The organism is Croceitalea sp. P059, from assembly GCF_031846365.1.
In the GTDB taxonomy this organism is placed as follows: domain Bacteria; phylum Bacteroidota; class Bacteroidia; order Flavobacteriales; family Flavobacteriaceae; genus Croceitalea; species Croceitalea vernalis.
The window spans coordinates 36,291-50,915 of record NZ_JAVRHW010000001.1; the positions used below are offsets into that span (position 1 = coordinate 36,291).

Consider the following 14,625-nt stretch of genomic DNA (forward strand, 5'->3'; position numbering starts at 1 on the left):
TTAAAATATTTGAACTAACATAATGATTGCCATGACTAACATTATACTGTTTTCAATAAAGGTAGCCTCGGTCATTGGTAATTGCAAGGCCGTGCCCAAACAGGCACAACGTATTTGTTTTTTATTCAATAAGGTTCTGGTTACACCGATTGTGGTGACTCCTAAAATAAGTATGGTAATTATTAAGGCTGTTGAAATTTGAAATCTCATCAAAAACATGACACCTAAACACAACTCTAAAAATGGATAAATCCAGCCATAAAAAGGAAAAAGCTTGGCTATTGGATCGTACATTCCAAAACTCTCCGGAAAACCTTTTAAATCTAAAAACTTAAAGAAACTAAAGACAATATAAAAGAGCCCCATAAAATCTAACATTGCTTCTCCAATACTCCAATTATCATAATTCAATAAGAAAGATGAGGCGAACAAATACGCAAAAATTAGCAATAGAGGTTTTAGCTGTTGTAGCTTAGTTTTCTCTCCAATCACTTTTTCATTTTTCTGAGTCTTCCTAAGCCTGTCAAAAGGCAGGTTGTCATCCGCTTTACCTTTGACTTTTTGTTCAATAAAATATTTTTTAGGCAATACATTTTTGAGTGCCGAAATAGAAATATGTTCTTTCATTTCTATTTCGGCTTCTCCTTTTTGCAAATCAACATCGACTGTATATACTCCATCTACACCTAAAAGTTTTTCAGTAACCGATACAACGCAGTTTTTACAAGTCATTCCTTCAATACTAAAAGAATTTTTCATGACATACTATTATCAATCGGATTCAATATATAAGACGACAATTTTCCATTCCTATAATTGATAATATACAAGGTTTCTTGGATGATAATCATATCTGTTGGTTTTTCAATTTCATCCCTTAATGTCTGTCTTAAATTTCCATCCTTATCAAAAATTAAAACACGGTCGTTTTCAAAATCAGTTATGAATACTTCATTATCCGAAACATAAATGCCTGTAGCTGCATTCATTTTTTGGTTTTGACCCATCATTTGCACAAAATTTCCCTGTTTATCAAAAACCTGTATACGATTATTATAAGCGTCAGCAACCCATATTAAGCTATCTGTTATTTGTACATCTGTAGGGTAATAGAATTCTCCTTGTTTCTTGCCTTCTTCTCCAAATGAAATCCAATCCTTACCATTGTTAAAAAGAATACGATTGTTATAAAAGTCTGCTATAGCTCTTTCCGATCTGTAAACAGCAACTCCTGCAGGAGCATCTAAACTATCATTTAAAAAAAGGTCCTCCAAAGTTCCGTTTTTAAAAACGGCAACATTGTCCTTACCATATTGTGGGATAAAAATTGACACTTTATCCGCATCAATATGCATTGGCCTATCCAAAGAATCAATGGTCTTTTCAATAACACCATTTTCATTTATTTGCACCAAGCGATTATGGTCTCCATCTGAAAGCCATAATTTCCCATCCAATTCAGTAATTCCAATCGGGTTTATACCCTCCAATTGAACAACAGTAGCTAATTTCCATTCTTTTGGTACTTCTTCTTGCTTGCAAGAGCAAAAAAGAACTATTACAGTAACCAGTATATATAAGTCTTTCATGATATTATTTAGTAATGCGTTCGTAATGACAACAAGCTGGCAACTCATTATAAGTTCCTTTTTTTGCCTTATGTTTTTTAGTATCGTGACCCGCCTTAGCAATTGCCATTTCAATTTGAGATAAGCTTGTAGCAGCCGTGTCAAAAGACACTTCCATCATCTTGGTATCTTTGTTCCAAGAAATCTCTGAAACGCCGTTCACGCTTTTTGCAGCTTTTGATATACGTGCTTCACACATACCACAATTGCCTGCAACCATCATTTTTTTAGTAATAGTTCTTTCACTACTATCTGATAGCATTGCTCCTTTAGATTCTTCAACCTCACCATTCGCTCGTTCTATTTTAGAAGTTACAGGAGTATACCCAGCTTTTTCAACTTGTTTTTCTACGGCCTCCATGGTTAAAGCCTTTTCTGCCGGATATTTAAAACTAAAATCTCCAGTTTCAATGTCAATCTTAACATTCTTAATTCCTTTAAATTCCTTGAATTTTTTCTCAAGCCCGTATGCACAGAAAGGGCAACCTAAACCGTCTACCTGAACCATAAATTTATCCATCGCCTTTTGTGCATTTGCACTAAACATTGTCATCATTCCAACGACCAATGTTACTATTATTGTTTTTTTCATTATTGTTTTTTTATATTATTAAAATGTAAATCGAGTGCCTAAAAAGATACTATGACTTAACTTTCGACCTGCATCGACATCATTGACCAAAGGAACTTGAACTGCTAAATCAAAGGTTATATTTTTTCTAGCGTATTGAATTCCCTGGGCATATAACAACTGATACCAATCCCGCTCTACCAACCAGGAGTTGGTATATTCAAAATATAAGTTTATCTGATTATTGGGATATTGCGGCTTTAAAAGTGGAAGGCCAAAACCTAATTTATACCTGAATTCGTCCAAAGTACCACCCGGCATCCAGTTATAACCAATCTCATTTGAAATACCATATTTTAGGGTTTCATAACCAGCTATAATTCCATAATATCCGGAATACTTACCCGTACTTAATTCCATAACATCTAATGTTTCCCCTGTTGGTAAATTTTGTAATGTTTTAGCGACGACACGAAAAGTTTTCCCCGTGGCATCTTTTCTAAAAAACTGATACTTCCCCAATATTTTAATATCGGCTATTGAGCTTCCTGAAGACCCATTTTCAATATCATAATTTATATAAGGCAAATGAACTGCCACCAAAGAATTGGAAGAAGGCAGATAATGCAACATTAGGGGAACATAAACAAAAGTTCCTCGTTCTGTTTTACGAATTTCAGTAAGGGTTTTTGTTGTAAAACTCCCGCCACCTAGCATTATTGGTTTATCAGCTGTTATTGGCGGTCCTTGCGCTTGTGCGATAAATGAGAATAATAGTATTGCAACTATTATTACATATATATTTTTCATGATTTTCTTATTTGATTTAATTCTTTAATATGATAATTATCCGAAAAGGACAATCATCAATTTCTATAGATTTAAAAAATCCACTTTTATAGAATAAATCAAATTAGAAAAACTTCGTCAAGTAACTGGATGTCTTTGACGAGTATGGGAGGTGGGTAATATTCGTAAGAAAGTTTTTCTCTTTCTAAATTGTTCTCTATGTAGAAAAATGAAGTTGTAAAAACTACTAAGAAAATTTGCTGATCAAAATCAAAATCATTGAAATTCAATTTTAAATCATCTAGACCTTCCATAACAAAGGTTTCGTCATCACAGCAGTGATTCTCATAACCTTCATTTTCAAGAAGTGTCATAGCAGCTTCCATTCCGCAATCATTCGCTTTGGTAAAGAGAGCTATATCCATAACCCTTCCCATACACAAATGCTTATCAACTGTCCAAGAGACTGTTGAAAGTAACAGCATTAGCGCCATTATTACAGAAGAGAACTTTCGAAATACTTTTAACACAGTACAAAGTTAAGAAAAACCTACATATGGGCCTATTTTTTGATTTTTTCTTAACTTTAATGAAAACGGGGCAAATGAATGCAAAACGCACATTTTCAATTAGCTATATTTTTTTAATGTTATCATTTTATTCGTTTGGTCAGTCAAATCAAATCAATTCTTCCTTTCTAGAAGCATATTATAATTATTTTAAAAGCGATAGAAAGAGTGTTCATTTACATCTTAATAAGACCGTTTTTTTAACTGGAGAACATATTTGGTTCAGCGCCTATATTTTTAACCAAACAAAGAACCTTCCGAGCACTGATAAAGAGTTTGTATATGTTGACCTCATTAATAACCAAGGTGAGGTATTAGCACAAAAAACCATTTTATTCAGTAATGGTATAGGAAACGGAGAATTATTTTTAACTAATTCACTTAGTTCAGGCTTATACTTTTTGCAAGTTTATACAGCCTCTATGCAGAATTTTGAAGAGGACGACTCGACTAAATATCCAGTACTTGTAAATAATTCTTCTACTAACAATTTTGTCAACTATGAGTATTATAAAAAAACGGGGAAACCAGAGATAATCATTGCTCCCGAAGGGGGAAAATTATTATCTAATGTGTTAATCAAATGTGTTACAAAAGCTTCAGATGAAATGGGAAGAGTGATAGTTCCAGATTCAGCATTTTTGGTTAATAATGAGAATAAACGAATTTCAAAACTCAATTTTAATAAGCATGGCTTTGGCTCATTTTCATTAGTGCCAAACTATGGTGAACAATATAGCCTAAAACTTTACCAAAATGGTACTATTCTAAAAAAAGAATTGCCACCGGTTGAAAAATCTGGTGTAACACTAGCAGTGGCTAGAAACCCCCATAAAAATGAAATTGTTATACAAGTATTTGACACTAGGATTGATGAAAAGGAAAGATTTCATGACCTTTCTTTTCTGATACATAAAGATCAGAACATAATTGATTTTGAAATTGAAAAGTATTTAGCGAATGGCAAATATGAATTCAAAATTAATTATGATGTTCTTTTTGAAGGGGTAAATACATTCTCAATATTAGATGGAAAAGGCAAAATACAAACGAGTAGAATATTTTATCAGCGCTCTGATTTACAACCAAAGCAATTTGCGATTAATAATGAAAATAAAAAAAGTGACTCTATCGAGTTAGCGGTTAAACATTATAAGAATTTTGAAGATGATTGGAATAATTTGAGTATATCAATATTACCAGGTGAAACAAGGGCACAAAGATTTAGAAAAAAAGCATTTTTTGCATTGCAACTTGAACCTTACTTTAATGGACCTGACTGGCGTGACTTATGGACTAAGGAAATAAAATCATTTGAAGATTTAGATTTTATGGATCAATTAAGCATCCTAGCAAAACCAAAATACCAATGGAAAAATATTTTAAACAAAAACTTATCCATACCTGATTCAAATTTTTACACAGGTGCTATTGAAGGTGTAGTTGAGCCTAGAAATAAAAATGTGAAGCCTCAAATGGTGGTTTTATATTCCAAGACTAACGAACTTTTAATGAATGCTGAAGTAAGTAATAATAAATTCATTTTTAACGAATTAGTTTTAGAAAAAGGAAGCAAGCTAAATCTTTCATTAATTGGCGAAGATGGTAAACCCTATAAAGCTAATTTTAGTTACACCATAAAACCAATTATTTCAAACTATAGACATAGGTTTAGCACCAACCATGTGCATCAATCAGAGAATTTTATGAACGAGTTATCTCAAGTCATGAGTATTACTGAAAACACACAGCAGCTTGATGAGGTAATCGTAACTGCTAAAAAACTTAAATACCAGCGATTTTTTCCAACCTACCAAAGTATGAAAGTAGATAGTAGTTCTGGGTTTTTGAATTTAGGTGATTTTGTTCGAAAACAAGGATTCTCATCAATACTAATAAGCCCAAGAGCCAAAGGCAGAAGAGCTGGAACACTTCAAATAGCTAAAAGAAACCAAAGATGTGGCTTAGTATTTCCATCAATTGTGCTTGACGGTGTTTATGACCAATATTTTGATTCTTATGAAAATATTGGTAGAGAATATATAGATGAAATATATTGGGATAGACCAAATGCGTGTTCCATTAAATTAGTAGTATTTACTAATGATGCTTATAAAAATCGACCTTTACCATCACATAAAATCACCAGCAAAGAAATTACAATTGACAAAGGTTTTGATACCCCTAAACCCTTTACCCGTGATGAGTATTTTGAAACTAGTAATGTTAGCTTTAAACATTTTGGAATCTTGGGTTGGGAATCTGCCATAACTCGTGATAACAACCAATCACTCAAATTAAAAGTACCAATAGAGAATGAGAAAAAAATCATGGTTATTATAGAAGGGTATTCTGACACTGGAAAAATACTCTCAGAGAATCATTTTGTATCACTAAATTAGCTTTTCCTAAAGAAAGTTTTTAATATTAAAAACAACATTAAGTTCCAAAAAAATTATTAAATGTTTAAAAACTTAGAGCCTTTAATTGAAGGTATCGTTAATAAAGTTGAGTTCTCCACAACTAAAAAAATGCAAGAAATCTGTAACCTACTACAAAAAGAAGTTAATTATTATAATTGGGTAGGCTTCTATTTTAAAAATGGTGAGAAACGTGAATTAAAATTAGGCCCATTTGCCGGAGAACCCACCGACCATACCATTATTCCGTTTGGCAAAGGAATCTGTGGTCAAGTTGCCGAGAGTAACAAAAACTTTGTAGTTCCTGATGTTCAAGCTCAAGACAACTACATTGCTTGTAGCATCAATGTAAAATCAGAAATTGTAGTACCGCTTTTTAAGAATGGCCAAAATATAGGTCAAATTGATATAGATTCTGACACACCAGATCCTTTTAGTGAAGAAGACGAACGCTTTTTAGAGTTCGTGAATCAAAAAGTAGCCGAAATTCTTTAAAACTTATAGGTTTTTGTTGATAACCCAATCTCATTGATGCTTTTAAAAAAAGTATTTTTGAGGCTTAATTTTTTCTGCAGTAAAACAACTATGGACACCACAAAGAAAGCAACATCAGCCTTAATATCAGTATTTCATAAAGACGGATTAGAACCAATAATTAGAAAATTTGACCAACTAGGAATTACCATTTATTCTACAGGAGGTACAGAAAAATTCATCAGAGAACTCGGAGTTAATGTTGTTCCTGTTGAAGATGTTACAAGCTATCCTTCCATTTTAGGTGGACGTGTAAAAACATTGCACCCTAAAGTATTTGGAGGTATTTTAAATCGTCAAGACCATGAAGGAGATGTGGCACAAATGGAAGAATTTGAAATTCCTCAATTGGATATTGTAATAGTTGACTTATACCCTTTTGAAAAAACAGTTGCAAGTGGTGCATCAGAACAAGATATTATTGAAAAGATTGATATTGGAGGAATCTCATTAATTAGAGCCGCGGCAAAAAATTATAAGGATGTCCTATGCGTTTCTTCCATGGAGGATTATGAAGATTTTCTAAATGTTATTGCCACTAGAAATGGACAAACTACAATTGAAGATAGAAAACGCTTTGCCTCTAAGGCCTTTAATGTTTCATCACATTATGATACCGCAATTTTTAATTACTTCAATCAAAATCATGAAGAAGCCGTTTTAAAAATTAGTGAACAAAAAGGTCAAGTACTGAGATATGGCGAAAACCCTCATCAAAAAGGGTTTTTCTTCGGAGATTTTGAAGCCATGTTTGACAAATTACACGGCAAAGCTCTTTCCTATAATAATCTGTTAGATGTTGACGCTGCAGTATTACTAATGAACGAGTTTAAAGGTGACGCTCCAACATTTGCTATACTAAAGCACAATAATGCCTGCGGATTAGCGCAACGAGAAACTATAAGCCAAGCTTATGTTGATGCTTTAGCAGGAGATCCGGTTTCCGCTTTTGGTGGTATTCTCATCGCTAATACTGAAATTGATGCCGAGACGGCTGAAGAAATACATAAATTATTTTGCGAAGTAGTAATCGCGCCTAGTTATTCTGAGGATGCGCTAGAAATTTTAAAAGGTAAAAAGAATAGAATCATATTAATTCAAAATGATGTTACATTACCTGAGACTATTGTACGTACTTGTTTGAATGGAGTTTTAGTTCAAGACAAAGATTTTAAAACAGATACTATTACTGATTTAGAGTATGCTACAAAAAATAAGCCTTCTGAAAAAGAATTAGAAGACCTATTGTTTGCATCTAAACTCTGTAAGCATACCAAATCAAACACCATTGTTTTAGCAAAGAACAAACAATTATGTGCAAGTGGAACCGGACAGACCTCAAGAGTTGATGCTTTAAATCAAGCAATTCATAAAGCCGGTTCATTTAAATTTGATTTAAATGGAGCTGTTATGGCCAGTGATGCCTTTTTTCCTTTCCCCGATTGTGTTGAAATTGCAGATAACGCTGGTATTACTAGTGTTATTCAACCCGGTGGTTCAATTAAAGATCAATTGAGTATTGACTATTGTAATGAAAACGACATGGCGATGGTGATGACAGGCACTCGACATTTTAAACATTAATTCTTCAGATTTGTTTTGAAGTTTTAATTACTGTTCTCTTTCGGAATGAAACATTTAGGTTGTGATAAACAATTTTTATTCTTCATTTCACTACTTTTGCCGATAAATTTTACCGTTAATCCGATAAACAAACATTTTTATGGGCTTTTTTGATTTCATGACTGAAGAGATTGCCATTGACTTAGGTACGGCAAATACGCTAATTATTCATTTGGATAAAGTAGTAGTCGATAGTCCTTCAATCGTGGCCCGTGATCGAATAACTGGAAAAATTATTGCTGTTGGTAAAGAAGCCAACATGATGCAAGGCAAAACTCATGAGAATATTAAGACCATTAGACCCTTAAAAGATGGTGTTATTGCAGACTTTGATGCTTCTGAAAAGATGATTAATATGTTCATTAAGAACATACCTGCTTTAAAGAAAAAATGGTTTCCTCCTGCGTTACGAATGGTAATTTGTATACCATCAGGTATTACTGAAGTTGAAATGCGAGCAGTTCGTGAATCCGCTGAACGTGTTAATGGTAAAGAAGTATATTTAATACATGAACCCATGGCCGCTGCAATTGGTATTGGGCTTGACATCATGCAACCGAAAGGTAACATGATTGTTGATATAGGTGGTGGTACAACAGAAATTGCTGTTATCGCTCTTGGAGGTATTGTTTGTGATAAATCAGTGAAAATTGCAGGTGACGTTTTCACGAACGACATAATTTACTATATGCGAACTCAACACAATCTTTATGTTGGTGAGAGCACAGCCGAAGCAATTAAAATTGAAATAGGTTCTGCAACAGAAGATCTTCAATCACCCCCAGACGACAAGTCTATTCAAGGTCGTGATTTGTTGACCGGAAAGCCTAAACAGGTTCAAGTTTCTTATAGAGAAATTGCAAAGGCCTTAGATAAAAGTATCCTGCGTGTTGAAGATGCTGTAATGGAGACCTTGTCACAAACACCTCCAGAACTAGCTGCCGATATTTACAATACAGGTATTTATTTGGCTGGTGGTGGTTCTATGTTAAGAGGTTTGGATAGACGTTTGTCGCAAAAAACAGACTTACCTGTTTATATAGCGGAAGACCCTCTTAGAGCGGTTGTTCGAGGAACGGGTATTGCCTTAAAGAATTTAGAACGATATAAGAACATACTTATTAAATAGAATAAGGCTTAACCCGGAGTTAATTTTTAAACTCTATTAATAAAATTGAATGCAAAGGATTATCAATTTTATTCTTGATAACAGAAACACATTTTTATATGTCTTTCTATTTTCAATTTCCCTTATAATTACAATCCAATCACATTCTTTTCATCAATCAAAATTTTTTAATTCCTCTAAATGGGTTTCGGGTTCTATTTATGAAACATCAAGTAATATCACTTCTTATTTTAATTTAAAAGAAGATAACGAACGTCTTGTTAGAGAGAATGAAAGACTTAGATTTCAATTGTTAAATTCTGAAGAAGCGTTGGAAAAAGATAGTTTGAAATACAAATTTGAAGTAATTCGAGCAAAAATCACTAAAAATAGTTATGCTTCACCTCGTAATTACCTAACGATTAATAAGGGTGAAAAACATGGCGTAACCCAAGACATGGGTGTCATTTCAACTAAAGGAATCTTAGGTATTGTAGAAAACACTTCAACTAAATTTGCTACAGTACAGAGCATTTTAAACACCAAATCAAATATTAATGCGAAAATCAAGAACACCAATTATTTTGGATCTTTAATTTGGGATGCGAAAGAATATAACAGAGTTCAACTGGTAGATATTCCGAGATTAGTTCCGGTAAAGGTTGGTGATACAATTGTCACGGGCGCCATGTCCAGTATTTTTCCAGAGAATATTCCCATTGGAATTATCTTAAACTTTAATTTAAATGAAGCTCAGAGCTTTTATAACATTGATATTAGGTTGTTCAATGATATGGCTAACTTGAGTAATATTTATATTATTAAAAATAAAAACAGAGATGAGATTTTAAACCTAGAAAAGAGGACTTTAAATGCTCAGTAATCCAATAGTTATAAATATTATCCGGTTTGTATTATTGGTGCTAATTCAAGTATTGATATTTAATCAATTGAACTTTTTTGGGTATATCAATCCATTAATTTATGTCTTATTTTTTTACTGGTATCCAATTCGTGAAAATCGAGCAATTTTCATATTGGTTAGTTTCCTTTTAGGTCTTTTAATAGATTTATTTTCAGACACTTTGGCCCTACATACTATGGTTGCAATCACCTTAGCTTATGCTAGACCACTAATCATGAGATTTTGTTTTGGCGCCAATTTTGATTTTCAAGGTTTCACATTTAAAAACTCAACACGTGTTCAGCGAATTACCTTCCTTTTTATTTTAATTATTATCCAACATATTATTTACTTTTCATTTGAGATTTTAAGCTTTTCGCACATCTTATTAATTTTACAGAAAATACTATTTACAAGTTTGGCCACGTTTATTTTATGTATTCTTTTGAGTTCACTTTTTGCCACTGACAATGAATAGCTTAACTTCAAAGTAATTTCTGATTAAAGATGAAAAAAGTACTTTTATCCTCTATTATTGTAATTATCGGTATCACCTTTATCGGGCGTTTATCGTATTTACAATTGTTCAGTTTTTCTCCAAATCAACTTTTTGAAGATCCTGCAATTAAAGCCGTTTATGATTATCCGGAACGGGGCTATGTATATGATAGAAACGGAAAACTTATTGTAGGCAATCAACCGGCTTATGATGTAATGATTATACCTAGAGAAACAAAAACTCTGGACACAACAGAGTTTTGTAATCTTTTGAAAATTAGCCGAGAAGATTTTATTAATCAGGTAAAAAAAGCGACAAAATATTCCACACGTTTGCCCTCAGTTTTAGTACCCCAACTTGCAAAAGAAGATTATGCAAGGCTTCAAGAAAAAATGCGAAAGTATTCCGGATTCTACATACAGAAGAGGTCTTTACGTGATTATATGACTCCAAGTGCTGCTAATGTCTTAGGCTATATTAGTGAAGTTAATGCAGCCGATTTAAGAAATAATCCTTACTACAGAGCTGGTGAATTAAAAGGTCGAACAGGTATTGAAAAACAATATGAAGAATTATTACGTGGAAGAAAAGGGGTAAAATATTTACAAAAAGATCGTTTTAATCGAGATATTGGGCCCTATAAAAATGGTAAACTAGACACCTTACCTCAAGTTGGAAAAGAGCTTTATGTTACTATTGATAAGGAACTGCAAGAATACGGTGAAAAGCTAATGAATGGTAAAAGAGGAGGAATTGTAGCCTTAGACCCGTCATCAGGTGAAATTTTAACTATGATATCTGGTCCAACCTATGACCCATCCCTATTGGTTGGTCGAGACCGCTCTAAAAATTACTCCAAATTACATTATGATAGTATTTCAAAACCTACCTGGGATCGCGCCATATTAGCGCAACCTTCACCAGGTTCGCCATTTAAAACCTTAAATGCCCTTGCTGCTTTACAAGAAGGGGTGATTGATACAGATACCAAATTCCGATGTTATAACGGATTTTATGTCGGAAAAAAGAAACAAGGATGCCATTGCGGCGGAGGTGTCAGAGATTTAAATTCTGGAATTTTTAATTCTTGTAACGCCTATTTCGCAGGGACGTTCAGAAAAATCTATGGTAAATACAAAACCACGGACGAAGGAATGGATGTTTGGGAGAAACATATGAAAAGTTTTGGTTTAGGAAATTACTTAGGCACGGACCTTCCAACGGGAGCGCCGGGCAGAATACCTAATAAGGAATATTATGATAGAGCTTACGGAGACAACAGATGGGCTTCTTCCTTTATCATTTCAAATGCTATAGGCCAGGGAGAAGTTGCTGCTACACCTATTCAATTGGCGAATATGACGGCAGCAATAGCTAATAGAGGGTTCTTTTATACACCCCATATAATTAAACAAATTGGTGGTCAGAATGGTATTCCATCTAAATTTACAGAAAGACGTTACACTACAATTGATAAAGAACATTTTGAACCAGTAGTTGAAGCGATGGCTAACGTTTATAGATATGGCACTGCAAAATGGTTAAAAGTACCCGGAATTGAAATTGCTGGTAAAACAGGAACTGTAGAGAATTTTACTCGTATTAATGGCGAACGTGTACAGCTCACTGATCACTCTATTTTCGTTGCCTTTGCTCCCATTAAAAATCCTAAAATTGCACTAGCTGTTTATATTGAACATGGTTATTACGGAGGTAGATATGCCGGCCACATTGCTTCGCTGTTAGTAGAAAAGTATCTGAAAGGTGAGATAACCAGAACAGATCTGGAGAAAAAAATGTTAGAAAAAACCTTAGAACACGAGTATGCAAAACCTCTAAGCGGAGAGCCTTTCAAGATAAACGAGTATGTCTGGTAGAAGTGTACTTAGGCGCTTAGATTGGCTTACGGTTCTTCTGTATGTTATTTTGGTCTTGTTCGGATGGGTTAATATTTACAGTACGACATTTACTGGAGATGAGACTTCAATTTTAGATTTTAGTACTTCTTATGGCAAACAATTATTTTTTATTGGCTTATCGTTTTTACTCATTATTATTATTCTCTCTTTAGAAGCATCATTTTTTGAAAGATTTTCAAGTGTTTTTTATGTGGCTGCTATTGTCATGCTTATCGGTCTTTTCTTATTCGGGAAAACTATAGCAGGTGCAACTTCTTGGTATGATTTAGGCTTCTTTAATTTACAACCTTCAGAATTCGCTAAGCTTGCTACTGCCTTAGCAATGGCAAAATATTTAAGTGATATTCAAACAGATATTAGAAAAGGTAAGCATCAATTGTATGCTGTCTTAATAATTTTGATACCTGTTGTTTTAATTGCACCGCAACCAGATCCAGGGAGTGCATTAATCTACTTTTCACTATTTTTTGTGCTATTTAGAGAAGGCTTACCTATAAAATATCTTGGCTTTGCCTTACTATTTGTATTACTTTTTATTACCACTTTAAAATTCGGAGTTGTTTGGATGTGCATTGGTTTAGGAATTCTTATTTCCCTATTCTTCTTTTTTAAAAGAGCAGATTTTAAAATACCCAAAATTCCTTTAATCATATTCATCGTTTCGTGTGTTGTTATTTCGCTTTCCGTGAATTTTGTTTTTAACGAAATCTTTGAGCAGCGACATCGTGATCGTTTTAGTCTATGGCTTGGACTTGAAAAGGACCCAATTAAATTGGAACAAATCAAAAAAACCATTGGTTATAATACATACCAGTCTGAAAAGGCAATAGAGTCAGGTGGCTTTTTAGGCAAAGGCTTTCTTGAAGGAACGCGAACCAAAGGGGATTTTGTACCAGAACAACACACCGATTATATTTTTAGTTCGGTGGGCGAAGAATGGGGGTTTTTAGGTACTACTTTAATCATAATTGTCTTCACAGCTCTTTTTTTAAGGCTCATTCATTTAGCTGAACGACAAAAAAGAGAATTTAGTCGAATGTATGGGTATGGTATTATTTCCATATTATTGATTCATTACTTTGTTAATATTGGGATGGTGATTGGCTTGTTACCAACTATTGGAATTCCCCTACCTTTCTTTAGCTATGGTGGTTCTGGATTGTTGTTCTTTACAGCAATGTTATTTGTGTTTTTAAAGTTTGATAGCTCAAGACTCAAAGAACTTTAAAATTTCCAATTCTTGATACTCATTTTATTTTCAATGCGCTTTTGCCATTTGTCAGATTTTTTATAAAAAAAATCAATTCCTGTTGCTAGTTCTAACTCATCAATTGTAACTAAAAATTGTTTTAAAGGTTTTCTACTTTCCTTATTTGGAAACAAAAATGCCATTACGTGAAGCTGATTATTATCATTTCTAAAAATCACCTTATAAAAAGCCTCAGGCACATCAACATCTTCACTGCCAATTTCTTCAAGGTTATTTTTTAAAACCCCACCAGTAATGATATATAAATCATCATAACGCTTACACCAATCTCTAACTTGCATTTCTAAACGATTCCAAATTCCCGCATTAAAAGCCCTGTCTTGAGGAGAAATATTACTAGTGTAAAAAGTTTCATTGTAAGCATATTCTGAAAACCGTCTATCTCCTGCCGGGCATAAATGTCCTCTATCAAAACCAGAACCTTTATAATTTCTCCAATCCGCCGATTTAGATGCTACTTTAGGGTCTTCAATAAAATAGGGCCGTTTGCGATTATCATAGGTTAAATGTTCCTTTTTTAATTCATAGGCAACCCATTCTGCTTGCTCATGAAATTCACTATAGGAAAGCATAAAATAATCATGTAATACTATTTGATTAAAACTTGAGCTTGGTAAATACTCTTTCTTAAAAGGAGCTGAAATAGCACTACTATTAGGGTTTGAATACGTATCTGGAGTGTAAAAATTTTCAAATAACCAAAACCCAAGAATACAAGTTAACAACAAAACAGTATAAACGACTTTATCCTTTTTCATTTTAAAATTTATCATTAAAAATAGTAAGATATA

At 33.4% G+C, this 14,625-nt stretch carries 13 protein-coding genes; 7 read left to right on the forward strand and 6 right to left on the reverse strand.

Features of this window, described 5'->3' with window-relative positions:
• From RM542_RS00140 to RM542_RS00160, 5 genes are all read right to left on the reverse strand, one after another.
• On the reverse strand, positions 1 to 759 hold the full coding sequence (locus RM542_RS00140) for a MauE/DoxX family redox-associated membrane protein (protein ID WP_311383670.1): 759 nt from the start codon (positions 757 to 759) through the stop codon (positions 1 to 3).
• Entirely contained in the window at positions 756 to 1,589 is an 834-nt protein-coding gene (locus RM542_RS00145; protein ID WP_311383671.1) for an NHL repeat-containing protein, read from the reverse strand. The genes RM542_RS00140 and RM542_RS00145 overlap by 4 nt, the downstream gene beginning before the upstream one ends.
• Before the next feature lie 4 nt (positions 1,590 to 1,593).
• Positions 1,594 to 2,220 (reverse strand): heavy-metal-associated domain-containing protein, encoded by a 627-nt coding sequence (locus RM542_RS00150; protein ID WP_311383672.1) that lies wholly within the window; start codon positions 2,218 to 2,220, stop codon positions 1,594 to 1,596.
• Between the two features lie 18 nt (positions 2,221 to 2,238).
• Entirely contained in the window at positions 2,239 to 3,009 is a 771-nt protein-coding gene (locus tag RM542_RS00155; RefSeq protein WP_311383673.1) for a hypothetical protein, read from the reverse strand.
• Positions 3,010 to 3,107: 98 nt separating this feature from the next.
• Positions 3,108 to 3,518 carry an HYC_CC_PP family protein gene (locus RM542_RS00160; RefSeq protein ID WP_311383674.1) on the reverse strand — a complete coding sequence of 137 codons (411 nt, stop codon included), beginning with the start codon at positions 3,516 to 3,518 and terminating at the stop codon, positions 3,108 to 3,110.
• A gap of 74 nt (positions 3,519 to 3,592) precedes the next feature.
• Between RM542_RS00160 and RM542_RS00165 the strand changes: the two genes are divergently transcribed.
• The 7 genes from RM542_RS00165 to rodA all read left to right on the forward strand — a co-directional run bounded on the left by RM542_RS00165 (position 3,593) and on the right by rodA (position 13,792).
• Positions 3,593 to 5,959 carry a hypothetical protein gene (locus RM542_RS00165; RefSeq protein WP_311383675.1) on the forward strand — a complete coding sequence of 789 codons (2,367 nt, stop codon included), beginning with the start codon at positions 3,593 to 3,595 and terminating at the stop codon, positions 5,957 to 5,959.
• 60 nt (positions 5,960 to 6,019) lie between these two features.
• Positions 6,020 to 6,472: a GAF domain-containing protein gene (locus tag RM542_RS00170; protein WP_311383676.1), complete on the forward strand. Its 453-nt coding sequence runs from the start codon at positions 6,020 to 6,022 to the stop codon at positions 6,470 to 6,472.
• A 90-nt stretch (positions 6,473 to 6,562) separates the two neighbouring features.
• Positions 6,563 to 8,095, forward strand: coding sequence for a bifunctional phosphoribosylaminoimidazolecarboxamide formyltransferase/IMP cyclohydrolase (purH, locus tag RM542_RS00175; RefSeq protein ID WP_311383677.1), 1,533 nt, complete (start codon positions 6,563 to 6,565; stop codon positions 8,093 to 8,095).
• A 139-nt stretch (positions 8,096 to 8,234) separates the two neighbouring features.
• Positions 8,235 to 9,263 carry a rod shape-determining protein gene (locus RM542_RS00180; RefSeq protein ID WP_311383678.1) on the forward strand — a complete coding sequence of 343 codons (1,029 nt, stop codon included), beginning with the start codon at positions 8,235 to 8,237 and terminating at the stop codon, positions 9,261 to 9,263.
• Positions 9,264 to 9,312: 49 nt separating this feature from the next.
• Positions 9,313 to 10,125, forward strand: coding sequence for a rod shape-determining protein MreC (gene mreC, locus RM542_RS00185; RefSeq protein ID WP_311383679.1), 813 nt, complete (start codon positions 9,313 to 9,315; stop codon positions 10,123 to 10,125).
• A 528-nt stretch (positions 10,126 to 10,653) separates the two neighbouring features.
• A complete protein-coding gene (locus RM542_RS00190; RefSeq protein WP_311383680.1) occupies positions 10,654 to 12,522 on the forward strand; it encodes a penicillin-binding transpeptidase domain-containing protein in 1,869 nt (622 codons plus the stop codon).
• Positions 12,512 to 13,792, forward strand: coding sequence for a rod shape-determining protein RodA (gene rodA, locus RM542_RS00195; RefSeq protein ID WP_311383681.1), 1,281 nt, complete (start codon positions 12,512 to 12,514; stop codon positions 13,790 to 13,792). The genes RM542_RS00190 and rodA overlap by 11 nt, the downstream gene beginning before the upstream one ends.
• On the opposite strand, the gene RM542_RS00200 is transcribed toward rodA, so the two are convergent.
• The gene (locus tag RM542_RS00200; RefSeq protein WP_311383682.1) at positions 13,789 to 14,592 is read right to left on the reverse strand and encodes a DNA/RNA non-specific endonuclease; all 804 of its coding nucleotides are present in this window, start codon (positions 14,590 to 14,592) and stop codon (positions 13,789 to 13,791) included. The two genes, rodA and RM542_RS00200, sit on opposite strands and share 4 nt — an antisense overlap.
• Positions 14,593 to 14,625 lie beyond the last annotated feature (33 nt).

What these genes read in the sequence shown, in the direction of transcription:
- RM542_RS00180 (WP_311383678.1), top strand. Translation starts at nt 8,235, where the DNA reads ATGGGCTTTTTTGATTTCATGACTGAAGAGATTGCCATTGACTTAGGT.
- RM542_RS00155 (WP_311383673.1), bottom strand. Translation starts at nt 3,009, where the DNA reads ATGAAAAATATATATGTAATAATAGTTGCAATACTATTATTCTCATTT.
- rodA (WP_311383681.1), top strand. Translation starts at nt 12,512, where the DNA reads ATGTCTGGTAGAAGTGTACTTAGGCGCTTAGATTGGCTTACGGTTCTT.
- RM542_RS00165 (WP_311383675.1), top strand. Translation starts at nt 3,593, where the DNA reads ATGAATGCAAAACGCACATTTTCAATTAGCTATATTTTTTTAATGTTA.
- mreC (WP_311383679.1), top strand. Translation starts at nt 9,313, where the DNA reads ATGCAAAGGATTATCAATTTTATTCTTGATAACAGAAACACATTTTTA.
- RM542_RS00190 (WP_311383680.1), top strand. Translation starts at nt 10,654, where the DNA reads ATGAAAAAAGTACTTTTATCCTCTATTATTGTAATTATCGGTATCACC.
- RM542_RS00200 (WP_311383682.1), bottom strand. Translation starts at nt 14,592, where the DNA reads ATGAAAAAGGATAAAGTCGTTTATACTGTTTTGTTGTTAACTTGTATT.
- RM542_RS00140 (WP_311383670.1), bottom strand. Translation starts at nt 759, where the DNA reads ATGAAAAATTCTTTTAGTATTGAAGGAATGACTTGTAAAAACTGCGTT.
- RM542_RS00150 (WP_311383672.1), bottom strand. Translation starts at nt 2,220, where the DNA reads ATGAAAAAAACAATAATAGTAACATTGGTCGTTGGAATGATGACAATG.
- RM542_RS00145 (WP_311383671.1), bottom strand. Translation starts at nt 1,589, where the DNA reads ATGAAAGACTTATATATACTGGTTACTGTAATAGTTCTTTTTTGCTCT.
- purH (WP_311383677.1), top strand. Translation starts at nt 6,563, where the DNA reads ATGGACACCACAAAGAAAGCAACATCAGCCTTAATATCAGTATTTCAT.
- RM542_RS00170 (WP_311383676.1), top strand. Translation starts at nt 6,020, where the DNA reads ATGTTTAAAAACTTAGAGCCTTTAATTGAAGGTATCGTTAATAAAGTT.